The 26,637-nt window shown below is 47.4% G+C and carries 28 protein-coding genes; 25 read left to right on the forward strand and 3 right to left on the reverse strand.

Annotated elements, in window-relative coordinates; genetic code table 11:
• Positions 1–48 precede the first annotated feature (48 nt).
• Positions 49–1,320: a cytochrome P450 gene (locus ACZ43I_RS04060; RefSeq protein ID WP_344701315.1), complete on the forward strand. Its 1,272-nt coding sequence runs from the start codon at positions 49–51 to the stop codon at positions 1,318–1,320.
• A 143-nt stretch (positions 1,321–1,463) separates the two neighbouring features.
• On the opposite strand, the gene ACZ43I_RS04065 is transcribed toward ACZ43I_RS04060, so the two are convergent.
• Positions 1,464–1,769 carry a rhodanese-like domain-containing protein gene (locus tag ACZ43I_RS04065; RefSeq protein WP_344701316.1) on the reverse strand — a complete coding sequence of 102 codons (306 nt, stop codon included), beginning with the start codon at positions 1,767–1,769 and terminating at the stop codon, positions 1,464–1,466.
• 87 nt (positions 1,770–1,856) lie between these two features.
• Between ACZ43I_RS04065 and rsgA the strand changes: the two genes are divergently transcribed.
• From rsgA to ACZ43I_RS04085, 4 genes are read left to right on the forward strand one after another with little or no spacing between them, the layout of a single operon-like run.
• Positions 1,857–2,723 (forward strand): ribosome small subunit-dependent GTPase A, encoded by an 867-nt coding sequence (gene rsgA, locus ACZ43I_RS04070; RefSeq protein ID WP_344701318.1) that lies wholly within the window; start codon positions 1,857–1,859, stop codon positions 2,721–2,723.
• Positions 2,724–3,368: a ribulose-phosphate 3-epimerase gene (gene rpe, locus ACZ43I_RS04075; protein ID WP_344701320.1), complete on the forward strand. Its 645-nt coding sequence runs from the start codon at positions 2,724–2,726 to the stop codon at positions 3,366–3,368.
• Between the two features lie 4 nt (positions 3,369–3,372).
• Complete coding sequence (locus ACZ43I_RS04080) at positions 3,373–3,999, forward strand: thiamine diphosphokinase (RefSeq protein WP_344701322.1); 627 nt, start codon at positions 3,373–3,375, stop codon at positions 3,997–3,999.
• A 12-nt stretch (positions 4,000–4,011) separates the two neighbouring features.
• Positions 4,012–4,713, forward strand: coding sequence for a DUF554 domain-containing protein (locus ACZ43I_RS04085; RefSeq protein WP_344701324.1), 702 nt, complete (start codon positions 4,012–4,014; stop codon positions 4,711–4,713).
• A gap of 53 nt (positions 4,714–4,766) precedes the next feature.
• Here ACZ43I_RS04085 and rpmB read toward each other — a convergent pair whose 3' ends face one another.
• Positions 4,767–4,955 (reverse strand): 50S ribosomal protein L28, encoded by a 189-nt coding sequence (gene rpmB, locus ACZ43I_RS04090; RefSeq protein WP_344701326.1) that lies wholly within the window; start codon positions 4,953–4,955, stop codon positions 4,767–4,769.
• Positions 4,956–5,158: 203 nt separating this feature from the next.
• Here rpmB and ACZ43I_RS04095 point away from each other — a divergent pair, with 203 nt between their 5' ends.
• The 20 genes from ACZ43I_RS04095 (at position 5,159) to rplS (ending at position 23,989) form a co-directional block, all read left to right on the forward strand.
• Positions 5,159–5,527 (forward strand): Asp23/Gls24 family envelope stress response protein, encoded by a 369-nt coding sequence (locus ACZ43I_RS04095; RefSeq protein ID WP_344701328.1) that lies wholly within the window; start codon positions 5,159–5,161, stop codon positions 5,525–5,527.
• 21 nt (positions 5,528–5,548) lie between these two features.
• The gene (locus ACZ43I_RS04100) at positions 5,549–7,198 is read left to right on the forward strand and encodes a DAK2 domain-containing protein (protein WP_344701330.1); all 1,650 of its coding nucleotides are present in this window, start codon (positions 5,549–5,551) and stop codon (positions 7,196–7,198) included.
• Positions 7,199–7,254: 56 nt separating this feature from the next.
• Positions 7,255–7,920, forward strand: a complete 666-nt coding sequence (sdaAB, locus tag ACZ43I_RS04105) for an L-serine ammonia-lyase, iron-sulfur-dependent subunit beta (protein ID WP_344701332.1) — start codon at positions 7,255–7,257, stop codon at positions 7,918–7,920.
• Positions 7,921–7,931: 11 nt separating this feature from the next.
• Entirely contained in the window at positions 7,932–8,804 is an 873-nt protein-coding gene (gene sdaAA / locus ACZ43I_RS04110) for an L-serine ammonia-lyase, iron-sulfur-dependent, subunit alpha (RefSeq protein ID WP_344701334.1), read from the forward strand.
• A complete protein-coding gene (gene recG, locus ACZ43I_RS04115; protein WP_344701336.1) occupies positions 8,804–10,771 on the forward strand; it encodes an ATP-dependent DNA helicase RecG in 1,968 nt (655 codons plus the stop codon). Before sdaAA ends, recG begins: the two co-directional genes overlap by 1 nt.
• A gap of 245 nt (positions 10,772–11,016) precedes the next feature.
• On the forward strand, positions 11,017–11,589 hold the full coding sequence (fapR, locus tag ACZ43I_RS04120) for a transcription factor FapR (protein ID WP_344701338.1): 573 nt from the start codon (positions 11,017–11,019) through the stop codon (positions 11,587–11,589).
• Positions 11,582–12,565 carry a phosphate acyltransferase PlsX gene (plsX, locus tag ACZ43I_RS04125; protein ID WP_344701509.1) on the forward strand — a complete coding sequence of 328 codons (984 nt, stop codon included), beginning with the start codon at positions 11,582–11,584 and terminating at the stop codon, positions 12,563–12,565. The genes fapR and plsX overlap by 8 nt, the downstream gene beginning before the upstream one ends.
• A complete protein-coding gene (fabD, locus tag ACZ43I_RS04130) occupies positions 12,562–13,467 on the forward strand; it encodes an ACP S-malonyltransferase (protein WP_344701340.1) in 906 nt (301 codons plus the stop codon). Before plsX ends, fabD begins: the two co-directional genes overlap by 4 nt.
• Positions 13,460–14,197 (forward strand): 3-oxoacyl-[acyl-carrier-protein] reductase, encoded by a 738-nt coding sequence (fabG, locus tag ACZ43I_RS04135; RefSeq protein WP_344701342.1) that lies wholly within the window; start codon positions 13,460–13,462, stop codon positions 14,195–14,197. Before fabD ends, fabG begins: the two co-directional genes overlap by 8 nt.
• A gap of 34 nt (positions 14,198–14,231) precedes the next feature.
• Entirely contained in the window at positions 14,232–14,468 is a 237-nt protein-coding gene (locus ACZ43I_RS04140; RefSeq protein ID WP_344701344.1) for an acyl carrier protein, read from the forward strand.
• Between the two features lie 96 nt (positions 14,469–14,564).
• A complete protein-coding gene (gene rnc / locus ACZ43I_RS04145; protein ID WP_344701346.1) occupies positions 14,565–15,332 on the forward strand; it encodes a ribonuclease III in 768 nt (255 codons plus the stop codon).
• Complete coding sequence (gene smc, locus ACZ43I_RS04150; RefSeq protein ID WP_344701348.1) at positions 15,332–18,886, forward strand: chromosome segregation protein SMC; 3,555 nt, start codon at positions 15,332–15,334, stop codon at positions 18,884–18,886. The genes rnc and smc overlap by 1 nt, the downstream gene beginning before the upstream one ends.
• Positions 18,883–19,989: a signal recognition particle-docking protein FtsY gene (ftsY, locus tag ACZ43I_RS04155; RefSeq protein WP_344701350.1), complete on the forward strand. Its 1,107-nt coding sequence runs from the start codon at positions 18,883–18,885 to the stop codon at positions 19,987–19,989. Before smc ends, ftsY begins: the two co-directional genes overlap by 4 nt.
• The gene (locus ACZ43I_RS04160; RefSeq protein WP_344701352.1) at positions 19,970–20,317 is read left to right on the forward strand and encodes a putative DNA-binding protein; all 348 of its coding nucleotides are present in this window, start codon (positions 19,970–19,972) and stop codon (positions 20,315–20,317) included. Before ftsY ends, ACZ43I_RS04160 begins: the two co-directional genes overlap by 20 nt.
• An 11-nt stretch (positions 20,318–20,328) precedes the next feature.
• Positions 20,329–21,675 (forward strand): signal recognition particle protein, encoded by a 1,347-nt coding sequence (gene ffh, locus ACZ43I_RS04165; protein ID WP_344701354.1) that lies wholly within the window; start codon positions 20,329–20,331, stop codon positions 21,673–21,675.
• A gap of 103 nt (positions 21,676–21,778) precedes the next feature.
• Positions 21,779–22,054: a 30S ribosomal protein S16 gene (gene rpsP, locus ACZ43I_RS04170; RefSeq protein WP_344701356.1), complete on the forward strand. Its 276-nt coding sequence runs from the start codon at positions 21,779–21,781 to the stop codon at positions 22,052–22,054.
• Between the two features lie 5 nt (positions 22,055–22,059).
• Positions 22,060–22,287, forward strand: coding sequence for a KH domain-containing protein (locus ACZ43I_RS04175; RefSeq protein ID WP_344701358.1), 228 nt, complete (start codon positions 22,060–22,062; stop codon positions 22,285–22,287).
• 57 nt (positions 22,288–22,344) lie between these two features.
• Positions 22,345–22,839, forward strand: coding sequence for a ribosome maturation factor RimM (gene rimM / locus ACZ43I_RS04180; RefSeq protein ID WP_344701511.1), 495 nt, complete (start codon positions 22,345–22,347; stop codon positions 22,837–22,839).
• Positions 22,836–23,501, forward strand: coding sequence for a tRNA (guanosine(37)-N1)-methyltransferase TrmD (trmD, locus tag ACZ43I_RS04185; protein WP_344701360.1), 666 nt, complete (start codon positions 22,836–22,838; stop codon positions 23,499–23,501). The genes rimM and trmD overlap by 4 nt, the downstream gene beginning before the upstream one ends.
• Before the next feature lie 140 nt (positions 23,502–23,641).
• A complete protein-coding gene (gene rplS / locus ACZ43I_RS04190; RefSeq protein WP_344701362.1) occupies positions 23,642–23,989 on the forward strand; it encodes a 50S ribosomal protein L19 in 348 nt (115 codons plus the stop codon).
• Positions 23,990–24,026: 37 nt separating this feature from the next.
• On the opposite strand, the gene ACZ43I_RS04195 is transcribed toward rplS, so the two are convergent.
• Positions 24,027–26,618 carry a YfhO family protein gene (locus ACZ43I_RS04195; RefSeq protein WP_344701513.1) on the reverse strand — a complete coding sequence of 864 codons (2,592 nt, stop codon included), beginning with the start codon at positions 26,616–26,618 and terminating at the stop codon, positions 24,027–24,029.
• Positions 26,619–26,637: the final 19 nt, after the last annotated feature.

A 26,637-nucleotide genomic window follows, 5' to 3' on the forward strand; every position in this document is an offset into this window, starting at 1 on the left:
ATCATTTATATATAATGGATTAGGAATAATGAAATTGGAGGAGAACTTATGAGCACAATAAAAAGAGACAAAGGTCTCGACAACACGCTTAAGGTAATGAAAGAAGGTTACCTATACACCACGAATCAAAGAAAGCGCCTTGGTGCAGAAAACATATTTGAAACAAGGGGTCTTGGCGGTAAGCGCATCCTCGTCCTCAGTGGTAAAACAGCTGCTGAGACTTTCTATGATAACGATAGGATCGAACGGTCCGGCACTCTGCCAAAACGCGTCGTCAATACTCTGTTCGGTAAAGGTGCCATCCATACGACGACCGGTAAAAAACATATAGACAGAAAAGCACTCTTCATGTCACTTATGACAGAAGGCAACCTGAAATACTTACGTGAACTTACACGCAATCACTGGTATATGAACACCCACCGCATGGAGCAGATGGGCCGTGTAAACATCTATCGCGAATCCATCGTCCTCCTTACTAAAGTAGGTACCAAGTGGGCTGGTGTACAGGCTCCAGAATCTAAGATTGAAGAAATCGCAACGGATATGGACATCATGATCGATTCCTTCAAAGGCTTGGGCTCCAAGTTCAAAGGCTACAGGGAGTCCGTCAAAGCACGTCACCGTGTCGAGGACTGGCTTGAAGATCAGATCATCCAGACCCGTAAAGGCAAGATCCACCCGCCAGAGGGAACGGCTCTCTATGAGTTTGCACATTGGGAAGACTACAAGGGGAACCCTATGGACTCAAGACTCTGTGCCATCGACCTGATGAACACGTTCCGTCCTCTCATCGCGATCAACCGATTTGTATCATTCGGTCTGCATGCGATGAATGAATATCCAATTTCAAGGGAAAAAATCAACAATGAAGAAGATTACGCGTACATGTTCTCCCAAGAAGTGCGTCGTTTCTACCCATTCGTCCCATTCCTACCGGGCAAAGCGAAGACGGACTTCAACTTCGATGGACATGATATAGACAAGGACACTTTCCTTCTGCTCGATGTCTACGGCACAATGCATCGCGATGATGTATTCGAAAATGCGAATGAATTCCGCCCTGAACGCTTCATAGACTGGGATGGCAGTCCGTTCGACCTCATTCCACAAGGCGGCGGCGACTACTATACGAACCACCGTTGTGCGGGTGAGTGGATGACAGTCATCATCATGGAAGAGACGATGAAATACTTTGCCGGCAAAATTTCATATGATGTGCCTGAGCAAGATCTCACCGTTGATCTGAACAGCATCCCAGGCTACGTTAAAAGTGGCTTCATCATTGAAAATGTCAGAGAAAACGTCGACCGTAAATAAATTCAAATGCCCCCTTCCGCCATATGGCGGAAGGGGGCATTCATTTATGGGCAAATTGTCATTTGGCCCTGCCTACCAAGAAATGGTGGCGCAATGAAAAAGGAGTCTCTCCCGCCTTGGGATAGACTCCTTCGTGCATATGGCTAGAATGTATCGAGTGGGCCGTCATAAGCCAGTATGCCGCCTTCGACATTCAACGCTTTGTAGCCGTTATCAATTAAATGGTGCTGTACTTTCTCACTTCTCTTGCCGGATCTGCACATTACATAATACGTCTTGTCCTTATCGAGGGAGGAAATGGCATTCTCGAAGTCCGACATCGGATAATGTTCAGCACCAGGCACGAAGCCTGTCTCTTCCAGTTCATTCTTTTCCCTGACATCAATCAGGACTTTATCCTCATCTTGGATTACATCTTGCAGTTCGTTCGCTTCAATTGACTCTGACATAGTAGTACCTCCTTTTATGATGCTAGTGATATTTTATCATAAAGAGGGTAACTGTTATAATAAAGTAAAATCAATCAGGGGTGACGTATGCTTAAAGGAAGAATAATCAAAGCATTGAGCGGATTCTACTATGTAGAGTCCGAAGGGAGTATATACGCAGCGAGGGCGAGGGGCCTGTTTAGAAAAACCAAGGAATCCCCGCTTGTCGGCGATATTGTAACATTTCAGGTGGAGAACGATATGGAAGGGTATATAACAGCGATAGATCCGCGCAAAAATTCACTTGTGCGGCCACCAGTCGCCAATATCGATCAGCTATTGATTACAATGAGCATGAAATCCCCTGAATTCAACTATTATCTTCTGGACCGATTCCTTGCCTACGCAGAAGCGCATGATATGGAGCCAGTAGTCATCATCACCAAGATGGACCTCGCTGATGACGATTTCGATGCCGAAGCGCTGAAATCGGTCTATAGTGATATCTACCCTGTCCATTTCACCGACCGAGGTTCCATCGCCCGGGATTTGGAAATGATCTTCAGGGATAGGATCAGTGTCTTGGCTGGTCAGTCCGGGGTGGGTAAATCGACTCTACTGAATACATTCCTGCCGGCACTCGATCTTGAGACTGCAGAAATCTCCAACGCTTTAAATCGTGGAAAACATACGACGCGGCATGTGGAGCTGATGGATATTGCCGGAGGCAAGATTGCAGACACCCCAGGATTCAGCACGATAGAATTCACAAGTCTCGATAAATACAACCTCAAGTTCTGTTTTCCGGATTTCAATGTGCACAGTGAGAAATGCAAATTCAGGGAGTGTCAACATATTAAAGAACCTAAGTGCGGCGTCAAGGAAGCCGTGGCGAACGAAGTGCTGGCCAAGACGCGCTATGACAGCTATGTAACGATCTATCATGAAATTGAAAACAGAAAGGTAAGATATTGAATGGATAAAATTTTACCATCCCTGCTTGCCGGGGATTTTGCGAATCTGGAACGCGATATTGATAGGATGGAGGCAGCTGGTGCCGATATGTTCCACCTTGATGTCATGGATGGCCAGTTTGTGCCGAACATATCATATGGACTGCCTGTGATCGAAGCCATCAGCAAGGTCTCCAACATACCGCTTGATGTGCATCTGATGACCCTTCAGCCCGACCAGTTCATCGAAGAACTGAAGCGGATGGGCGTTGCTATGGTGTCCTTTCACGTTGAAGCGACGCATCACCCGCACCGACTGATCCAAAAAATCCAGCAGAATGGCATGAAGGCGGGTATCGCGCTAAATCCACATAGTTCCATATCTGAGCTTGAATATCTGCTGCCAGACCTTGATTTCGTCCTCATCATGACAGTCAATCCAGGCTTTGGCGGACAGCAATTCATCAGCCAATGTGTGGATAAGATCACCGAACTTGAGGGGATGAGGAGAGCGCATAACTATCAATTTGACATCGAAGTCGATGGCGGCATAAATGATGAAACGGCGGCTATATGCAGGCGTGAGGGGGCAAACCTGTTTGTCAGCGGCTCCCATCTGTTCAAGGCCGAGGACCCTGCCGCAGCAATCAGCCGGTTGAGGGGATGATGGCATGCATATCAACGTGTTAGTCCGTGAATCTAAAAAGGGCATAGTGGAAGCCATCAGGCCCGGCGAATGGGCTGGGGTGGATCGCGGTGCATATCTTCTGCTCAAGGAAGGCATCCACCCAAAGTATACTTATGGGGATTTCGATTCTGTAGACGATGGAGAATGGGCGTTCATCACCAGACATATGGCGGTGACACCTGTTCCGACACGGAAAGATGATACGGATTTGGAGATATGCCTGAAAGATCTTGTGGCAAAAGGCTACTTGAGCATAGATGTATACGGGGCGACGGGTGGTCGGCTCGACCATACTCTTGCGAACATCTTTCTGTTGACGCGCAGCAGCTTCAGCAAGGCCAACATCAGGCTCATCGATCACCAGAACATCATGCAGCTGCTCCCGGCAGGCCAGCATACAGTAGCAAAAGCTGAAGGCATGCGCTATGTCTCCTTTTTGCCGTTGGCTGCAGGTGGGAACTTGAGCTTGGGGGGATTTGAATATGATTTGGATAATGTCGAACTCGAGGTTGGCCGAACATTGACGATAAGCAACGAATTTAAAGAGGAATATGCTTCGGTGCATACGGATGCTACAATAATTATGATACAATCCAGAGATGACCGTTAAAGGAGGGGCAGAATGATTTTAGCAGGTGCATTCACAAATGGTATGGCAATCATAGTCGGTGGATTGCTGGGTTTGATATTTACATTCATTCCGGCTCCGATAAAGGATTCCATAATGAAAATACAGGCATTGATCATTCTGACTCTGGGGATTCAGATGGTCGTCCAGGCCGATGATATCATCATAACATTACTCAGCCTGATCGTTGGGGTGGTCATCGGGGAAGTCATCCGTCTTGAAGAGATGCTGAACCGCTTCGGCCACTGGATGGAGATCAAGCTCGGCGACAAGCATGCCGGTAACCTGTCACAAGGGTTTGTCTCCGGTACTCTGGTCTTCATTGTAGGTGCCATGGCAATTGTCGGAGGATTGGATGCAGGCCTTAGAGGCTCGAATGAAGTACTGATCACAAAATCGATCATGGATTTCTTCATCGCAATAGTCATGACGACCACCTATGGCCTCGGCGTCATCATCTCAGGCGTGCCGACATTCTTTTATGAATCAGGCATCATACTTTCTGCCCAGCAGATAGCCAAGTTCATACCGGAGTTCATCCTCGATCAGATGATCCAGCAGGTGACGAGTACTGGTGGCGTAATACTTCTTGCGATTGCCTTAAATATGCTCAACATCACTAAAATGAGGGTGGGCAATATGATACCCGCAATCTTCACAGCGATGCTGATGGTTTATCTCATCAACATATTCTAAATAAAATAAAAAAATCCATCCGATCTGATCGGATGGATTCAATATTGCCAAGATTATACGCGTTGGACTTTGCCGGATTTGAGTGCGCGGGCTGATGCCCAGACTCTTTTAGGCTTGCCGTCGACGAGTACCCTTACTTTTTGCAGGTTGGCGCCGAAAGTCCTTTTGTTGGCGTTCATTGCGTGTGAACGGTTGTTGCCTGTGCTTGCTTTACGGCCAGTGAAATAGCATTCTTTAGACATATTGTCATCTCCCTTTATAAAGATTACCATAAATATTGATTATAGCTTTATTTGCATACTATAATATAATACATGATAAGAAAAGATTTTACAAGCGATATTCCGAGGGTACGCTAGGCGGCCGGCACTATGGTGTTATAGGCATACTTGTATTTATATGCGGTTTCCGCTTATAATTAAATGATGTATGAGGAGGAAAGACAATGACTCTTGAAATAAAAAATGAAATGGGCAGTATTGATATCGCCATGGACGTAATTGCGAATATTGCAGGCGGTGCAGTGGTGGAAAGCTACGGTGTCGTCGGTATGGCTTCTAAGCACCAGGTGCGTGACGGCTTTGCCGAACTCCTCGGCAAAGAGAATTATTCGCGCGGCGTCATCGTGGAAAACAACGAAGGCGAAGTGGATATCGATCTATATATAATCGTCAGCTACGGCGTCAAGATTTCAGAGGTGGCGACGAATCTGCAATCGACCGTCAAATATAAGCTCGAAAAGACACTTGGGTTGAACATAAAGTCAGTTAACATTCATGTTCAAGGTGTCAGAATCATCAATACTGAGGACTGATCAGGGAGGATTTACTAAGCAATGGATAAGATAGATGGTGTAATGTTTAAAAATATGATTTTAAGTGGTGCCGAGAACTTGCGGCAGCGCGCCGAGTATGTGGATTCATTGAACGTCTTCCCGGTTCCAGACGGTGACACGGGCACCAATATGAATTTATCGATGACTTCAGGAGCCAATGAAGTGGAAGATAAAAGTGAAAGCCATATCGGAGATATCGGCAAATACTTTTCCAAAGGTCTGCTGATGGGTGCGCGGGGGAACTCTGGCGTGATACTCTCCCAGCTCTTCCGTGGTTTTTCCAAGTCCATAGAGGACGAGGAGGAAATAGATGCAGCAACTTTTACAGCTGCGCTCAGTGCCGGTGTACGCACTGCCTATAAAGCAGTCATGAAGCCTGTCGAAGGCACTATCCTGACAGTCGCTAAAGATTCTGCCACAAAGGCTGAGGAACTGGCTGAAACAGAAACGTCACTCACCTCCTTGATGGAAGGCATCATCAAGGAAGCGAAAGCATCCTTGGACAGGACACCAGACCTGTTGCCGGTACTTAAAGAAGTGGGCGTCGTAGATTCCGGTGGACAGGGATTATTATATGTCTATGAAGGCTTCCTTTCTGCATTGAAGGGCGAAAAGATTGAAGTCAAGGATGAGCAGAAGAACATGAAGGACTTCGTTGATGATCATCACGAGTTCGATCAGTTCATGACGGCAGACGACATCGAGTATGGTTTCTGCACCGAATTCATGGTGCGCTTCGATGATAAGGGCCGTGAGTTCAACGAAGATGCGTTCCGCGAAGAGATGAGTGAATTCGGCGACTCGCTGCTTGTCATATCAGACGATGAGATCGTCAAGGTCCACGTCCATACTGAAACACCAGGAGAAGCTATGACTTATGGCGCCGAGTATGGTGAACTGATCAAGATGAAGATTGAAAACATGCGTGAACAGTTCAGGGAGATACAGGACAAGAAAGGTCCGGCCAAAACCGAGACAAAGGACAAGCAATCCTATGAAACGGCAATTATAACCGTTTCATCCGGAGAAGGCATCAATGAATTGTTCAGGAGCATCGGTGCAACGCATATCATAAACGGCGGCCAAACGATGAATCCCGCTACGGAAGATATCCTGAAGACGATAGAAGGGGATGATGTCAAAAATGTCATCATCCTGCCCAACAATAAAAACATCATCATGGCCGCTGAGCAGGCATGTGATCTACTTGATATCCCGGCTGCCGTAATACCGAGCGCATCGATACCTGAAGGATTGGCGAGCCTGCTGATGTATTCTCCAGATGCTGGGCTGGAAGACAACAGTACTGCAATGAAGGAAGCACTTGAACACGTCAAGACAGGACAGGTAACATATGCAGTACGCGACACCAAGATAGACGGAGTCGACATCAAAAAAAATCAGCACATGGGCATCAACAATGGCAAGATAACCGGCGCAGACGATTCCAGGGAAGCGGCATTGAAACAGCTGCTTGAATCGATGATTGATGATGAATCTGAAATCGTCACTGTACTTATCGGCGACGAAGGAGATCGGGATGAAGTAAACCGCATCATTGAAGCAGTTGAAGCAGAACATGACGAAGTGGAATTTGAAGTCCATGAAGGACATCAACCGGTGTACAGTTATCTACTTTCTGTAGAATAGTCATGAGACCCCATCGGTTCGCCTGGATCGATGGATTTTTTTATGGAGGGGATCGAATGAAGTATAAAAGTGTTTTTGACATCATCGGACCGGTAATGGTCGGACCATCTTCTTCACATACTGCAGGAGCAGCACGGATTGGCCTGCTCGCGCGCAGTCTTTTTGGGGAACAGCCGGACCATGCGGATATCTATCTGTATGGATCCTTTAAAGATACGTACAGAGGACATGGTACGGATGTTGCATTGATTGGTGGACTGCTCGGTTTCGACACCGATGATGACCGCATAATCACCGCTAAAGATCATGCAGATGAAGCGGGTATGCATATACAGTTCATCGAAATGGGAGAGGAACGTTCCCATCCGAATACTGCATTGCTGCACTTGGTCAAAGGGTCAGACAGACTGACGGTTGAAGGGATATCAATAGGTGGCGGCAAGATTGAAGTGGTCAGCATCAACGACTATCCGATCAGCCTATCCGGCAATTATCCAGCCCTTCTGGTTTTCCATAAGGATACCTTCGGGACCATCGCCAGAGTCACGACAATTCTCGGAGGCCATCAGATCAACGTCAGCCAGATGAATGTCGCGCGCAAGGAAAAAGGGGATATTGCACTGATGACGATCGAGCTTGATGAAAAGATCAGCCAGGAGGTCATCGACGAAGTCGCCGCGGCAGAAGGTGTCGATCGAGTAATTGAAATGAAAGAAAGCTAGGGGGGACAGATATGTTTAGGACGATAGAAGAACTGATAGATAAAGCAACTGCCGAAAACAAAGCCATCGCCGACATTATGATCGAGCAGGAAATGGAAGTGACGGGACGTTCGTATCTTGACGTCTATAAAGATATGGAGCGCAATCTTGAAGTTATGGAGAATGCCGTTGAAGAAGGGTTTGACGGCGTAACCAGTACTACAGGCCTGACCGGCATGGATGCTGTAAAGATGAAGAAATACATCGACAGCGGCAAAGGCTTGAGCGGAGACCTTACTCTGTACGCCATCGCCCATGCCGTGAGCACAAATGAAGTGAATGCTGCGATGGGTAAGATATGCGCCACACCGACCGCCGGCTCTGCTGGTGTCGTACCAGGCGTCCTGTTTGCGATGAAGGAAAAGCATGATGTTTCCCGCGAAGAGATGGTCAGATTCCTGTTCACATCAGGTGCCTTCGGATTTGTTGTAGCGAATAACGCAAGCATCTCCGGAGCTGCGGGAGGTTGCCAGGCAGAAGTGGGCAGTGCAAGTGCCATGGCAGCGGCTGCCCTTGTTGAAATGGCAGGGGGGACGCCTGAGATGAGCGGTCACGGTTTTGCGATTGCCTTGAAGAATATGCTTGGCCTCGTATGCGATCCGGTGGCAGGGCTGGTGGAAGTGCCTTGCGTCAAGAGGAACGCAGCCGGTGCCAGCAATGCTCTGACGGCGGCGGATATGTCGCTTGCCGGCATCGAATCCAGAATACCTGCTGATGAAGTGGTGGAAGCAATGTACAAGATAGGACTCACCATGCCTTCCGCACTTCGTGAAACGGGTCGTGGCGGACTTGCCGGTACACCGACTGGAGAACGGCTAAAAGCTGAGATTTTCGGTGGTCAGTAATGATGCAGCTCTACCGGGTGTCAAAGTCTTCGCGGCCGGTTGAAAAGCTGAAAGGTGTTGGACCGAAGTTACATGAGAAGCTCAATGAACTGGAACTGACTGATTCAGACACCATCCTGTTCCATCTGCCGAGCGGCTATGAGAATCTCGCAGTGATGAATCTCAATGATGCCAAGCATAATGATAAAGTGACCGTTTCAGGGAGGGTCAGGACTGAACCCACCGTCTCTTTTTTTCGTAGGGGGAAAAGCCGTCTGACTGTCTTTGTCGAAATTGATGGCTTGAATATAAAAGTGATCTTTTTCAATCAACCTTATTTGAAGGATAAACTGATTGTTGGGGAAACCGTCAATTTCACCGGTAAATTCGATAGGAACAGGCTTGAAATAAACGGTCAGAGGATGATATTCGATCCTTCCGGCGGCTATCGCATAAAGTATCCCCTCGGCGGGGTCATGCATTCAAAAACATTCAGCAAAATCGTTGCCAGGGTATTTGAAGATGCTAGGTTCATCTACGATCTGCCGGAGGAATATAAGCGGAAATATCGATTGTTGTCTATCAAGGAAGCTTTGTGGCACCTCCATTTTCCCGAAAATCCGCATGACATCAACGAAGCGAGGCGGACCATAAAATTTTATGAACTTTTCATATTCCAGCTGCAGCTTATGGAAAAGCGCCGCCGGGAGAGGGTACGCAACGAACAATACATCATCGATTATGACATCAATGCCCTGAAGGCGTTCATCGCCACTTTGCCTTTTGAACTGACGGGCGATCAAAAGCGCAGTGTGAATGAGATTTGCAGGGACCTTAAGCAGAACATCTCGATGCACCGGCTTCTCCAAGGTGATGTTGGCAGCGGCAAGACGATTGTGGCGGGCTTGGCGAGCTACGCCGTCAAAACCATCGGAGAACAGACCGCGTTGATGGTGCCTACTGAGGTACTGGCTAATCAGCATTATCAGTCTTTCCTTGAAATATTCGCCGGAGAACTCAATATCGAAAAACTGACAGGCAATACACCACGCAAGGAAAAAGACCGGATACTCATGGAATTGGCACGAGGCGGGATAGACTTGATCATCGGTACCCACGCACTGATAGAAGACGATGTCGTATTCAAAAGCCTGTCGCTGATCATCACCGACGAACAGCACCGCTTCGGGGTCAATCAGAGGAGACGCCTGAATGATAAGGCACTCAGGAAAAATGTCCTGTACATGACGGCAACACCCATACCAAGGACGCTGTCCATAACCGCTTTTGGTGATATGGATATTTCAGTCATCAGACAGATGCCCAAGGGCCGGAAACCGGTACAGACATACTGGCGTCGCTTTGAAGAGACCGATGAAGTACTTCAGCAACTTTCAGAGGAAATCAAAAAAGGACACAGTGCCTATATCGTGGCACCGCTGATAGAAGAATCTGAAACGCTTGATCTGAAGAATGTGCAGGAAATCCACGAACTGTTCAAGAACCGATTTGGTGAAGAGGATGTCGAGCTTGTGCACGGCCGTATGAAAGCGGATGAAAAAGCAGAGGGCATGGAGCGATTTGAATCGGGTGAAAAACCCATACTCGTTTCAACGACAGTGATAGAGGTCGGCATCAACGTCCCGAGTGCCACATTCATGGTGATCTTCAATGCGGAACGATTCGGACTCTCGACGCTCCACCAACTGAGGGGCCGTGTCGGCCGGAGCGACAAGCAGAGTTACTGTGTACTCATCAGTGATCCGAAGACAGAGAATGCAAAACTCAGGATGGATATCATGACCAGTACGACAGATGGTTTCGAACTGAGTGAGCGTGACCTTGATATGCGTGGACCCGGTGATTACTTCGGTGTACGCCAAAGCGGTCTGCCCCAATTCAAGGTTGCAGATTTGGCAGAAGACTACAGAGTGCTTGAGCATGCACGCCAAAGTGCAATAGAGTACGCAGAAAATCTGAATTCGTAGAGCATCATTCCGTATGGAATTCAAAGGTGGCGGCGGTCAGTGCTACGCGCTGATCGGCTGTGAAACTCAAGCTCCAGACATTTCACACTATGGAACCATATGGCCAATAAGATTGTGATAATAGATTGAAGCATGCACTGTATAAACCATACAGTGCTTTTTTTTGAAAGGCCCACAAAGTGTTTGAAATCCACAAGGCACTTATATATACTGATTCTAGTACCAACTACTAAACGAGGTTGAATATGGTTAAATACAAAAAGACGGAACGGCAGGAACTGTTACTTGAGAGGGTATCTTCAGACCCGTTTTTGACTGATGAGCGTCTGGCTGAAATATTTAAAGTCAGCATTCAGACCATAAGGCTCGACCGCCTGGAACTCGATATCCCGGAAGTGCGGGAGCGCATCAAGCACGTTGCACGGGAAGAGACCGATAAGATACGGAGCCTGTCATTGCAGGAAGTCATCGGTGAAATCATAGACATTGAATTGAATGATCATGCCCTATCCCTGTTTATAGCAGAGGAAGGCCATGTCTTTAAAAAGAACAAGATTGCCCGCGGCCACTATCTATTTGCACAGGCAAACTCTTTATGTGTGGCTGTCATAGATCAGCCGCTGGCGTTGACGAAAACTGCCCATATCGACTTTGTACGCCCCGTCAAACTGGGTGATAAGGTGATATCAAAGGCAGTGGTTGAAAATATGGATGGTCGGATCGCCACCATTCAAGTAGTATCCAAAGTGGAACAACGCCTCGTTTTTAAAGGGCGTTTTGAAATGTATTATACAGGTGAAGGTGAATATGATGGTTAGAATTGCGGTGGATCTCATGGGCGGAGACAATGCCCCAAAAGAGATAGAGAAAGGCGTACTACAAGCTGTTGAAGCGGATGACAGCCTTGAAATTCTCCTGTATGGGCTCGAAGGATCCTATTCGGGAAACCATCCCAGGGTGACATTCATAACAGTCACACAGAAGATTGAATCGGATGATGACCCAGTTCGCTCGGTACGCCGTAAGAAGGACAGTTCCCTTGTGCGTGCGTGTAAAGCAGTGAAGGATAAAGAAGCGGATGCATGTGTTTCAGCAGGGAACACGGGTGCATTGATGAGTGCCGGACTGTTCGTGGTGGGACGCATCAAGGGGATTGAACGGCCCGCCATCGGCACCTTGCTGCCGACGACCGGTGGTGAAAGAAATGGCATGATGCTATTGGACATGGGGGCGAACGTCGACAATAAACCCCAGCATCTGCATCAATTTGCAGTGATGGCTGATCTGTATATGCGTGAGAATGAAAAGCGCAGCAATCCAAGGATCGGCCTCGTCAATAACGGCAGTGAAGATAACAAAGGAAGCGAGCTTACGAAGGAGACTTTCAAGCTTCTAAAGGAAAGCGACCTGAACTTCACAGGGAATTTTGAGACACGCGACATCCTCTCAGGTGACGTCGATATCGCTGTTACCGACGGATTTACGGGCAACATAATTCTTAAGACGATTGAAGGTACTGCCAAGGCATTGATGGGGGAAGTCAAGCATGCATTCCTCAAGAATGCCAAGAACAAGTTGGCGGCCCTTATCCTAAAAAGGGATGTGCAGTCCGTCAGGGAACTTCTGGATTACAGGCAATATGGCGGGGCACCGCTGCTCGGTCTTGATGGAAACGTACTGAAGGCCCATGGTTCAAGTGATGCAGAAGCAATAGTCTCGGCAATCCGTCAAGCCAAAAAAATGGCTGAATCCGATGCAATCGTCAAAATTAAAGAGAAGGTGGGAAACGAATGAAGAAGATGATTTTATTCCCAGGGCAAGGCTCCCAATACGCAGGTATGGGGAAAGATATATACGAGCAGTCACCGGAAGGCCGGACATTGCTGGATGAAGTCTTTTTGAACGTTGATTTTGATCTGAAGTCGATAATGTTCGAAGAGGACGAGCGCCTCAACATGACACAGTATACTCAGCCGGCACTATTTGCCCACAGTCTTGCGGTACTTGCGGCTACAGGCCTGAAAGGCGATGTTGTACTCGGCCACAGCCTCGGGGAGCTACCTGCTCTTGTACATGCTGGCGTCATCACGGTTAAGGACGGAATTTCGATAGTGGCAAAGCGTGGTGAGCTTATGGCGCAGAGCGAAGGGGGCGGCATGGCTGCAGTGATCGGTATGGAATATGATCCTTTAAAAAAGTTATGCGATTCATTGTCGGATGATGAAAGAAAGATACAGCCGGCAAATATCAATGCGCCTGATCAGATAGTGATTTCGGGTGATGAAAGCCTGATCGATGATTTTGTCGAACAGGGCAAATCACATGGGGCAAGACGCGTGATGAAATTGAATGTATCGGGTGCATTCCACTCGTATCTTATGGAAGATGCACGGGAAGCGTTCGCTTCATTCATCAAAGATATCCCATTTGCTTCACCAACCATCCCGGTCATCCAAAATGTATCGGCAGCATCAGAGATGAATCCGGACACGATCCGTGCCCAACTGATCGATCAGCTCACCCATCCTGTCCGCTTCACCGAATCGATTCAGACAGCATCTGAATTGGGGGTCGGTGAGGCAGTGGAAGTCGGTCCGAAAAAAGTTTTGAGTGGTCTGGTTAGAAAAATCGACCGCTCGATCAGCGTTTCACATATTGATACAATGGCACATGTAAAGGAGTTAGAAAATGGCTAAAACAGCACTTGTAACAGGAGCGTCAAGAGGCATCGGAAAAAGCATCGCACTTAAGCTCGGGCAGGCCGGCTACAATGTAATCGTGAATTATTCAGGATCGAAGGATAAGGCCGAAGCAGTTGTAGAAGCCATCAAAACAGGAGGCGGTCAAGCTGAGGCGATTCAATGTCAGGTCCAGGACCATGAAGAAGTCAAAGCGATGATCAAAGACATCACCGACCGGTACAAGGCAATCGACCTTGTCGTCAACAATGCCGGTGTGACCCAGGACAATCTGCTCATGCGCATGAAAGAGGACGAATGGGATAAAGTCGTTGATGTAAACCTAAAAGGCACGTTCAACGTCATCCAAAGTGTCTCACGTCCGATGATTCGCCAAAAAGGTGGAAGAATCATCAATATCTCCAGCATCGTCGGATCGATTGGAAACGCGGGCCAGACGAATTATGTCGCCTCCAAGGCTGGGATAGACGGCATCACAAAATCCGTCGCACGGGAACTCGCTCCAAAAGGCATCACAGTGAATTCTGTTTCCCCGGGCTTCATCGAAAGTGATATGACTGATGTATTGTCCGATGAAGTTAAAGGAAAGATGCTTGAACAGATACCGCTTAAATTCTTTGGTGATGCCGATGATATTTCAGAAACAGTCATGTTCTTGGCATCGGATAAGGCACGTTACATTACCGGACAGACAATCCATGTAAATGGCGGTATGTACATGGGGTAAACCCTGTGATAATATTGGAGGGAGGTGAATTATAATGGCAAACTTCGACAAAGTAAAAGACATAATCGTCGACAAATTGGGAATTGATGAAGAGAAAGTGACTAAGGATGCATCATTCAAAGATGACCTCGGTGCTGACTCTCTGGATATCGCTGAGCTTGTGATGGAGCTCGAGGACGAGTTCGAGATGGAAATCCCGGACGAGGAAGCTGAGAAAATCAATACAGTAGGCGACGCCCTCAACTACATCGACAAACTAGAAGCGAAATAATGTTAAAATCCACTTTCAAAGTGGATTTTATTTTTGTTATAAAATCTTTTATTAAATATCTCATTCCTTTAGAATGAATTAAATGGAGGTAAACAGATGGATTTCAATGAAATAGAAAGACGGATCAATAAAGATCCGCATGCCAGGCAGAGGCTTCAAGATTTCAGAAGGAAGTTTACGGATTTTATCGATCGGACAGGCATTTCCGTCGATGATGAAAGCCTATATATCCAGGCATTTATGCACAGTTCCTATATAAACGATCTTCAACTGGACAAGATCCATAATAACGAACGGCTCGAATTTTTAGGGGATGCCGTACTAGAATTGATGGTTTCAGATTATATCTATAACCGGTTTGAAAAATTGCCGGAAGGTGATTTGACAAAACTGAGGGCCAATATCGTATGTGAACCATCACTTGTAGTATTTGCATCGAAACTGGATATGGCTCCACTCATCCTGCTTGGCAGAGGTGAAGAGAAGACGGGTGGCAGGGAACGGCCGTCAATCGTCTCTGATACATTCGAGGCCTTCCTTGGAGCGTTATATCTGGATCAGGGCACAGCTTCAGTAGTCAGCTTCCTAAAAGCCCATGTATACCCTGAAATAGGCGATGATAATTATAATGCTGTAATGGACTATAAGACAGCGCTCCAGGAACAGATGCATCAAAAAAGTCAGCAAAGCGTCGAGTATCGCCTTATTGAAGCGACCGGACCGAGCCATGATAAGAGATTCGTCACTGCGGTCTTTGCAGATGGCATCATGATAGGCAAAGGGAGCGGACGTTCAAAAAAGGACTCCGAGCAGAAGGCTGCTGAATATGCATTTAAGAATTTTGATGATGGAGAGAAGGATTAATGGTTTATTTGAAAAAGATGGAAGCGCACGGATTCAAATCATTCGCCGATAAGGCGGACATCAATTTTGATGCCGGGGTTACGGCTGTGGTCGGTCCGAATGGCAGTGGCAAAAGCAATATCACCGATGCCATACGCTGGGTGCTTGGAGAACAATCGGCACGTTCCATCAGAGGTGTCAAAATGGAAGATGTTATCTTCAATGGCACCGCAGACCGCAAGGCGATGAATTATGCATATGTCCGGCTTGTATTGGATAATGCATCACGAACTTTGCAGATGGATGCTGATGAAGTCCACATTACACGCAAGCTATACAGAAATGGCGACAGTGAATATTACATCAATAAGGAACGCACCAGGCTCAAGAAAATAAATGAGCTTTTCCTCGATTCCGGTTTGGGGCGAAATGCATATAATATCATTTCCCAAGGGGAAGTGGATGAAGTTTTGAAGGCGAAACCGGAGCAGAGAAGAGGCCTCATTGAAGAAGCGGCAGGCGTGATGAAATACAAATTACGCAAAAAGGAATCCGAAAAAAGACTTGAAGAAACTGCAGATAACCTCGACCGGGTGCACGACATCATCCATGAACTCGAAGGCCGGGTGCATAGGCTTGAGAAGGAGAGTGCAACTGCCGAGGAGTATCTGGCGCTGAAAGAGGAGATGCGCAACAGTGACATAGAAGTGACGGTATATGATGTGGAGACGCTTATGGCCATGCTTAATGAAGAGACTGAGGGTCTCCAATCGTCAGAAGCTAAAATCAAAGAAATGCACAGCCGATTGGAGCATAAGGAAAAAAGGATGGCCGAGATTGCCCGGCAACGTGATAGGCATGATGAGGAGAACGCTGGGCTAAACAGGCGTCTGGTCGAATTGACAAAGAAATTGGAGCAGGCTAGTGGTCGGATTGAATTGTATAAAGAACGGAAGGATACTAAAGGACAGACGAGTGAAGAGCTGTCAAAACGCCTTGCTGCCCATCAGGCACGCGCTGCCTCCATAGATTCAAAGCATCGTGAATCCTTAAAGAAAGCTGCTGAACTTTCCACTGCGGTCAACGAATTGACTGGGGCTCAAGAAGAAATCGCCGCACATAAAAAAGAACTTCTGCAGGATCAGTCGGGTGAAATCGAAACGCTTAAGGACGAATACTATGATCTGATGGTGGAAAAGACGACGCTTGAGAATGAATGCAGACGGGCGGAATCCGAAAAGAGCAGGCTTGATGATAATATACGCCAGAAAAAGGAGCGGGTCGTAGAACTCGAGCATCTCCAGAAGACGGACAACGCCCAGCATGCTGAGGAAAAAACCCGCCATGAAAAAATACTGAAGAAGATGGATGATAACCATAAAGCGTTGCAGTCGGCATCAGCGGCACTGAAAGCACTCGAAGCAGATTACGACAACGAGAAGAATAGGCTTGATACAGCCAGACATTATATCGAGCAGCAGAAGTCGAAGGTTGATATGTTGTCTGCCATGCATAATGAGTACCGTGGATATTATCCGGGTGCACGTTTCACATTGAAGAATAGGGCACAGTTGGACGGCATCATAGGCGCTGTAGGGGAGATGGTTTCCGCTGACAAACGATATGTCAAGGCATTGGATACGGCACTTGGGGCACAAGCCCAAAACATCATCACCCAAGATGAGCAGAGCGCCAAAGCGGCAATCAGTAAACTGAAGTCCGCCAAAGCCGGATTTGCTACATTCTTGCCAAGGACCACCATACGTCAAAGGCATCTCCATAAGGATATTCGTGGCATACTGGAGCGCACAAGCATCAAGGTGCACACCATGTCGGAAATCGCCATTCATGACGACTCAATAGCGGACGTCGTGGGCCACCTCCTCGGGACGACACTTGTCGTGGAGACAATTGATGATGCCACAGCATTGGCTTCTGAAATCAACCATAGGCTGCGGATCGTTACATTGGGTGGCGATACCATCATGCCGGGCGGAGCGATGTCCGGTGGCTCCAAAAGTACTAAAGGCTCAATCATCGAGAACCAGCAGGAACTGCAGGAAACAAAGGAGAGCCTGGAAGCCTACCGTATGAAAACCCGGAAGATCGAGGCGACGGTGAAACAGCTTGGTGACGACTTGGCAAGTCAGATGGAGAAGAAAAACAAATTGGACCAGACCAGCCAGCAGCTGGCTGCAGAAAAAGACAAATATCATGGCAACATCCTGAGGCTCGGTTATCAGCTTGAGGCGAGGGCGGACAATATCAAGATTCTGAGGGAAGAACTTTCAGGGCTGGGCGCCCCAGAAGATACTGCAGAGAAGAAAGAGAGAATCGTCCAGATCGAGGTCTCACTAGACCATCTCAATCGTCGCATCACACAGATGAATGCATCCGATAAAGATAAGAAGGAAACGCTCCAGCATCTGACTGACGAAGGTCACGCCACCAGCCGGGAGTTAGCAGCAGTAAAGGAACGGCTCAGGCATGCACAAGATGAAACTTCCCGCCTTGAAGAAGAGCAGGAAGAAATCACTGCGCTGATCAATGAAGCCAAGGAACAGCAGAAAATGATCAGTGAAGATCTGAATGAGATGGATATTGAGCGTTTGGAGAAAGAACGTGCTTACCTATCACAGGAAGTTGAAGCGCTCAACCACTCTGCAGAAGAGAAGTCATCAGTCCTATATGCGCTCAGAAAGGAATATGAGGAACTGGAGTCAGACAGGCGCGAACTCCTGCCGGTGCGCGATGAACTGCAGGAAACTTTCCACGCCCATAAAACAAAAAGAGAGAAGCTTGATATCCAGGTGGAACAAAAGATTGAATATCTGTCAGAAACGTATAAAATAACGTATGATAGAGCTAAAGAAACACACCAGGATTTGACGGATATCGATCAGAAACGAATGAAAATTTCTTTGAACAGGAAAAGCATCGATGAGCTCGGACCAGTTAATCTGGCATCGATAGAAGAATATGCGCGTGTGGGTGAACGCTATCAATTCCTGAAGACACAGGAAGAAGATCTGCTCGAGGCAAGAGATACACTACTTGAAGTGATCCGTGAAATGGATGGCGAAGTGGCAATGCGCTTTAAAGAAACCTTCAAGCAGATCAATATACGCTTCGGTGAAGTGTTCCAGAAGATGTTTGGGGGCGGACAGGCGGAGTTGAGGTTGACTATAGAAGACGATTACCTCGAATCCGGAGTGGAAATTTACGCCCAGCCTCCCGGCAAAAGATTGTCGACATTATCATTGCTGTCAGGGGGAGAGCGGGCATTGACTGCAATTAGCCTGCTGTTCAGCATTCTGCAGGTCCGGGTCAGTCCGTTCATCATATTGGATGAAGTGGAAGCTGCCCTCGATGAGTCGAATGTGCTGCGCTACGCACAGTATCTGAAATCCTTGTCAAAAGAGACGCAATTCATTGTAATCACCCACCGTAAAGGAACGATGGAAGAGAGCGACCGGCTGTTCGGGGTGACGATGCAAGAACGAGGCGTCAGTCAACTGATCAGCGTAGATCTTAAGGATTATGAAGAAAACATAAGAGAGGAAGAGACGGTGTGAGCTTATTTAAACGACTGAAAGACAAGTTCCAACCGAAGTCCAATGAGGTAAAAGATCTTTCGGATGAATCGCTTGAATCACAGACCGAGGCACTTGATGACGGTCTGATAAGCATAGATGAATTCGAGGAATGGGAACAGGAGCAGATAGGCTATAAATTTAAAGCGGGCCTCGAAAAGAGCAGGGAAAGGTTCCAGAGTGAAATCAATGAACTCATGGCCCGCTATCGTACCGTCGATGAGGATTTCTTTGAAGCGTTGGAGGAAGTCCTGATTTCGGCTGATGTCGGGTTCAATACCGTGATGGAACTGACGGATGAACTGCGTCATGTTGCAAAGGTGAATAACATTACAGATACTTCGGAGCTGCGTGAGACGATCGTCGAAAAAATGGTGGAGATCTATGAGCGTAATGACAATCTTCCCGAAACGGTCAATATCCAGGAAGAGGGCTTGACTGTCATCCTCGTCGTCGGGGTGAATGGTGTCGGCAAAACGACGAGCATAGGCAAGTTGGCACACAAATACAAGCAAGAAGGCAAAAATGTAATGCTTGCGGCCGGTGATACTTTCCGGGCCGGTGCGATCAACCAGCTTAAAGTCTGGGGAGAACGAGTGGATGTCGATGTAGTCAGCCAGGCTGAGGGCAGCGACCCAGCCGCAGTCATGTTCGACGCAATCAACGCGGCGAAGAAGCGAGGGGCTGATGTCCTCATCTGTGATACGGCGGGGCGTCTCCAAAATAAAGGGAATCTGATGAATGAGCTTTCCAAAATGAAGAAAGTCATACAGAAAGTTGTTCCCGAAGCACCCCATGAGTCTTTACTTGTGCTTGATGCCACGACTGGTCAGAATGCATTAAGCCAGGCCAAGTCCTTCAAGGATGTAACCGATGTCTCCGGCATTGTGCTGACCAAACTGGATGGTACGGCTAAAGGCGGTATCGTGCTGGCCATCAAAAATGAGCTCGGCATTCCGGTGAAGTTCGTCGGTCTTGGTGAACAGCTTGATGATCTGCAGGAATTCAATGCAGAGAACTATGTTTACGGCTTGTTTGCAGATATGGTGTCGAATGCCGAAGGGGATGATGAAGAACGTGCTTGAAGAACTTGAACGCACCATGCGCATGAACTATCTCTATGATTTCTACCATACGCTGTTGACCAGCAGACAAAGGAAATATATAGAGCTTTATTACTTGGAAGATTTCACATTCAGTGAAATTGCAGAGGAACTTGATGTGACAAGACAGGCAGTCTATGATAATTTGAAACGGTCGAAAGACTTGCTTGAACATTATGAAAAGAACTTGGGGATGTACAGGAATTTCATCTCCAGGCAGTCACTGATAAAAGAACTTGGTGAGATATTGGGTGAGGACCGCTCCCACGATGTAGAAAGAATTCTCGAGACGCTTGAGGCGCTCGACTAGGAGGAGATATTATGGCTTTTGAAGGTTTAGGGGAAAGGCTTCAAGCAACTATGGACCGCATCAAGAGCAAAGGGAAGGTATCGGAATCAGACATCAAACTGATGATGCGTGAAGTCCGCCTTGCCCTTTTAGAAGCTGACGTCAACTTTAAAGTTGTCAAACAATTCATCAATCAAGTGAAGGAGCGCGCGCTCGGCACGGACGTCATGCAGTCGTTGACCCCAGGTCAGCAGGTCATCAAGATCGTCAGGGAAGAGTTGACCGACTTGATGGGTGGCGAGAACCAGAAGATCATCTTCAGCCAGAAGCCGCCGACTGTCATCATGATGGTCGGCCTCCAAGGTGCGGGTAAAACCACAACAGCCGGTAAATTGGCCCTTCACCTGCGTAAACAGTTCAATAAGAAACCGCTTCTGGTAGCTGGCGACATCTACCGCCCGGCGGCGATCGATCAGTTGGAGACGGTCGGTAAACAGATTGATGTACCTGTGTTCTCATTGGGTGATCAGGTTAAACCGCAGCAGATCGTCACCGAGGCGATGGCACATGCGAAGGATGAGCATCTGGACACCGTAATCATCGATACTGCAGGACGCCTCCATATCGATGAAAAGCTGATGAATGAATTGAAGGATATCAAAGGCATTGTAGAACCTGATGAAATCATGCTTGTCGTGGATGCCATGACGGGCCAGGACGCAGTCAATGTTGCGGAGTCGTTCAATGATCTCCTCGACATCACAGGCGTCACGCTGACTAAACTGGATGGCGACACCCGGGGTGGTGCAGCCCTATCAATCCGTTCGGTCACCGAAAAGCCGATCAAGTTCGTCGGTATGTCGGAAAAGCTGGATGGTCTGGAAGCATTCCACCCAGATCGCATGGCACAGCGCATATTGGGCATGGGGGATGTATTATCCATCATTGAAAAAGCGCAGGCCAACGTCGATGAAGGAGATCAGAAGGCGCTTGAGAAAAAGATAAAGGATCAAAGCTTCACGTTGGATGACTTCCTGGATCAGATGGATCAGGTGAAGAATCTCGGACCTCTCGATGAACTCCTTAAAATGATGCCTGGCGCCAAGAAGATAAAAGGCCTCGACAGCATGCAGATGAGCGGCAAGGAAATCGATCACGTCCAGGCCATCATCCGGTCTATGACCATGCAGGAGCGTGAAAACCCTGCAATCATCAATGCGAGCCGCAAGAAGAGGATCGCCAAGGGTTCAGGACGCAGCCTGCAGGAAGTAAACCGCCTCCTCAAACAATTTGGTGAGATGAAGAAGATGATGAAGCAGATGACAAGTCAGAAAGGAAAGAAGAAAAATCCTTTCGGCAACATGGGACTGCCATTCTAGATTGAAATTCGTAAAGTAAAAAGTCTTTACAGGATTTTAACCATCTGTTATAGTAGTAAAAGTGAAAACGAATAATACAGGAATCGAAAGGAGTTAATATAAGATGGCAGTTAAACTTAGACTGACACGCATGGGTTCTAAAAAGAAACCTTACTACCGCATTGTAGTTGCGGATTCCCGCAGCCCGAGGGACGGACGCATCATCGAGCAGATCGGTGCATACAATCCTATCTCAAAAGGGGACAACATTGTTGACCTCGATGAGGAAAAAGCCCTTGAATGGCTTCAGAATGGTGCTAAACCAAGTGATACGGTACGTGACATCCTGAGCAAAAAAGGTGTTATGGAACGTTATCATAATGCAAAACATGGGAAATAGTCCCGATGCAGAAACTACTTCAAACAATTCTTGAGCCGGTGCTTGAACATCCTGAGATGCTCACAATCGCTGAGGAAGAGACCGATCACGCAATCTCCTACAGCATTACCGTCCATAAAGACGATATCGGCCGTGTCATAGGCAAGCGCGGACGTATGATCAGGGCAGTGCGCACGATCATGGCCAATGCCAATCATGGCGGTTCAAAGAAAGTGTTTGTTGATGTTGACTAGGCACACCTCGCGGTGTGCCTTTTTTAATACAAGATATATGAGGAAATGGGGGATATGATGAGAATAAGTATAGGCCGGCTGGTGAATTTCCATGGTGTGAAAGGAGAAGTCAAAGTGCTCAGTGACTCTGACTTCTCAAAAGAAAGATTCAGTCCAGGCAATATCGTGGAAATAGATGGGAAAAACTTTGAAATTGCACAGTATCGTACTCATAAAAATTTCCATCTGCTGCAATTTGAAGGGGTATCGAGCCTCAATGATGTAGAGGAGTTGAAGGGAAAGGAAGTGATGCAGGAAACTGATGCAGTCCAATTGCCGCTTGCGGAAAATGAATTTCATTACAAAGATATCATCGGTTTGGAAGCTAAGCTCGAAGACTCCATGAAGCCGATCGGAACTGTTACGGATATATTCGAAACAGGGGCCAACGATGTCTGGGTCGTCAAAGGAGAGCGGGAATATATGATTCCCTATATCGAAGACGTAGTAAAAAAGGTGGATCTTGAGGCAGGACATATCATCATCCATCCCATGGAGGGACTGTTGGATTGAATATTCACTACTTGACGCTTTTCCCAGAAATGTATGATGGCATCTTGAACACCTCGATACTCGGCCGTGCCAAAGAAAAAGGCATCGTCGACTATCACACGATCAACTTCCGTGATTTTTCCGGCAATAAGCACAATAAGGTCGATGACTATCCATATGGCGGCGGTGCGGGTATGGTGCTCAAACCCGAACCTGTCTTCAATGCCATGGAATCCCTTGAACTCGATGACCCGCGGGTCATATTGTTGTGTCCGCAAGGACGGCCCTTCGATCAGAAGATGGCTGAGGAATTGAGCACAGAAAATGATATCGTCTTCATCTGTGGCCATTACGAAGGCTACGACGAGCGGATTAGAAGCCTTGTGACCGATGAGGTCTCCATCGGGGACTACGTGCTGACGGGTGGGGAACTCGCCAGCATGACGATGACGGACGCAGTAGTCAGACTGATCCCCGGCGTGCTGAATCGCGAAGAGAGTCATCAGGAGGACTCCTTCAGCACGGGGCTTCTCGAGCATCCGCACTACACCAGACCTCGCGAATACAGGGGTATGAAAGTACCTGAAGTGTTGCTTAACGGCAATCATAAGCTGATTGAAGAATGGCGCCATGAAGAAAGCCTAAAGCGTACCAGGGAGAGGCGTCCGGATCTGCTCGAGTGATCAGGGCCGTCCGATAATTTGCATTTAAGCCGTTGAAACACGATGGCTATTGTGGTAATATTATACGAGTGTGAAACACACATATACACAATCATCCGCTGCTATGATCGGCAAGATAATTGGAAGAAGGAGAAGATAACATGTCACAGCAATTAATCAATGAACTGACGCAGGACCAGCTTAAGACTGACCTGCCTGATTTCAGGGCCGGAGACAACGTCCGTGTCCACGTACGTATCGTAGAGGGTTCCCGTGAGCGTATCCAGGTTTTCGAAGGTGTCGTAATCAAACGTCGCGGCGGTGGAATTTCCGAAACATTCACAGTCCGCAAAATTTCTTACGGCGTAGGTGTTGAACGTACATTCCCTGTACACTCCCCTAAACTCGAAAGAATCGAATTGACACGCCGTGGCCGTGTACGTCGTGCGAAGCTCTACTACTTGCGTAACCTGCGTGGTAAAGCTGCCCGTATCAGAGAGCGCAGATAGAAAACGTAAAAAGCCTGACATTCAATGTCAGGCTTTTTTATTTGCCTTTTTTGCGAAACTCCTTTGCCATAATCCAAAAAATGGAGAGGATCAGTGAGATTATACTGACCAGCAAAGTGGTCCAGTAATACGGCGGGGTATAGGAAATGGTGATGACACTGTCGTTCCCCGTTTCAAAGCCCGTCATCAAGTAGTTCGCCCTGAATGTATCCAACCTACCGGAAGCATCTCCAGTAGCAGTCATGCCTTCCCTGAAGATCATGGGGACAGTAATTAAACCAGGCTCAAGATCGTCGAGTTCTATGACGTAGGAGTTTTCCTTTTCGGTTACGGTATAATTTGGAGACTCTTTTCTGCTCTGTTGCTCAAGTACATCATAATCTTCGATGTACACGCCTTCAATGTCCACCGCATATCGGCCTTCTGGAAATGAAATAGGGATCTTATCTTCCAGTTTGACCCGGTAGAGCAGGTCATCTGCATACGTCCGGTATTTGCTGGTGGCAAACAACCTTTCATTCGGATAGCCATCAACATCGATGGTGAACCGTTTGACTGGCTCCATGAGTTCGATGGATATTTCAATATATACATCACTTTCTTCAGCAATTTCAATATTGGAGAAGTCGAACATGAAGCCGCCGTCGTCTGAAGGGACATCCAGAATGCCGTTAGTGTAGGAGGCATTTTGTGGTGCAATTTCTATCTCATCGATTATATTTTCAGGGGATGGTTCAGAAGCATTCGGAGGCCTTGCATCGGTCACTATTCCTTTTAGCATGGCACGTTCACGCTCTAGAGGGCCCTCCAGTTCATCCGGGTCATAGATGCGGGAGACTCGCCTGACGAAGGGAAGTGGCAGGGTATTCTCATATACCGTATAAGTGCCATCCTCCTTGATGGGTGAGAATTTCAGCGGAATGCCGTAATGGTCCTTGCTGCGCATCATATAATCGACGTTGAAGAGGGAGAACAGGTTGCTCCGCGATTGAAATGTCGAGTAGCGGCTAATGGATTCATAGCGGATATTGACCTTCAAATCATTATAATAGAAGTCGATGATTTCGCCGTCTATGATGCTCGAATAGAGGCTGGTGCCGTTGAAGCCCATATATAGGGGCGTATTATCTTGTTCTTTGACCTTGTAGTCTATCTTCTGTTCAGGCTGTTTCCTCTGTTGTATCCAGTCGATGTTATATTCCTGGAGATCACTCGCGTAGTGGTTACTGTTGATATAGAACAGATGATTTCGGTCGGTGATGCCATCATGGTAGATCTGTGACTCGGTGTGTGAAGCGGCGACCATCATGACAAAGGTGATGATGGCAAAGATATGCGCCACCTGAACCAGGGGCTTCCTTCCCCATCTGAAGTACAATAGGAGACCCAGGAGCTGGATCAGCGGAATCATCCACACCCAAATCACAATGTCACCTTTAATCCAGGCGGACAGCGCAATTATGATATAGACCGGAATGAGGCTTGTGAGATACTGTTTGAGCGGGATGGTCCTGAATTTTGATAGATACAGTGCGATCAGTGCAGCTTGGAAGAAGACTAGCATATAATGCCATCTTTTCTGGGGCTGTTGGAAACCGTTGAAGAAAGTGTCGACGTACGGCGACAACGTAAATAGCATGAAGACGATCGTCAGCACTGCAAATAGCCGAAAGAAATAGTGACGGTAGAGTTTCATGGTGAATAAAGCCTGGATGGCGAGGAACAGGATGATTATCAAATAGTTTTCATAAAATATGTTATCCTGCCATCCTAGCTCCGAGACAAGCGGTACGGTGACTTCATATTCCCTGTCATCGTTGTTGAAGAATCCCCGCACAGCATGGAAGAAGGCAACGCAGGAAATACCTGCGCCGAGTAGTCCCGACGGAATGGCCCGCTTCAATGTATCAATCCGGGAAGCATCACCTCTCTGTTTGAATAACAGACGCACGCCCAAGTAGACAAGGGCGATGATGAATTGATAATAGGCAAAATAGAAATTGTTTATCATCGTGGCTGCAACGGCAAATATAAATAACCCGGGCCGACCTTTTCTGATGAGTACCTCGATTGCCCAAAGAGTCAAGGGCAGCCAGATGAAGACGTCACTAAAAAAGGACCAGAAGATGGTGAACCTGAAATAGGTGGGGGATGCAGCGAAAATAAATCCACCGACCAGTGCAGGGAGAGGGGCGCTTCCGATCGATTTCAAAAAGCGGTATGTAAAATAAATGATCAGGAATGTTTTCAGCATGGAAATGAAAAATGCATTATAAGCCCAAAAATCGATGCTTGCGACATCTAAGCCAATGAAGAACTCCGCCACACGTACCATAACCATGTTGATGTGATGGATGATGTTTGTCGAATAGTAGTAGGCGAGATCCGTATAGAAATCCCCACCCAGACCAAAATCGGTGTCATAGAACCATGTACCCTCCTTGAATTTTTCATAGAGGTAGAGCTGCATGGGGAGCATCTGTTCCAGGCCATCATTGGCGCCCGTCATGAACACCTTCAATTTATCGTCAGTCGGTGACAGGAAGCGCCACAGGAGGTAGGAATGGGATAGCACCGATAGTACACTGATGAGGACGATGAGACGTATAGCTGAAAAAGGCGCCTTCATTTTCTTCAATTTACTCCTC

The organism is Salinicoccus jeotgali (assembly GCF_055379195.1).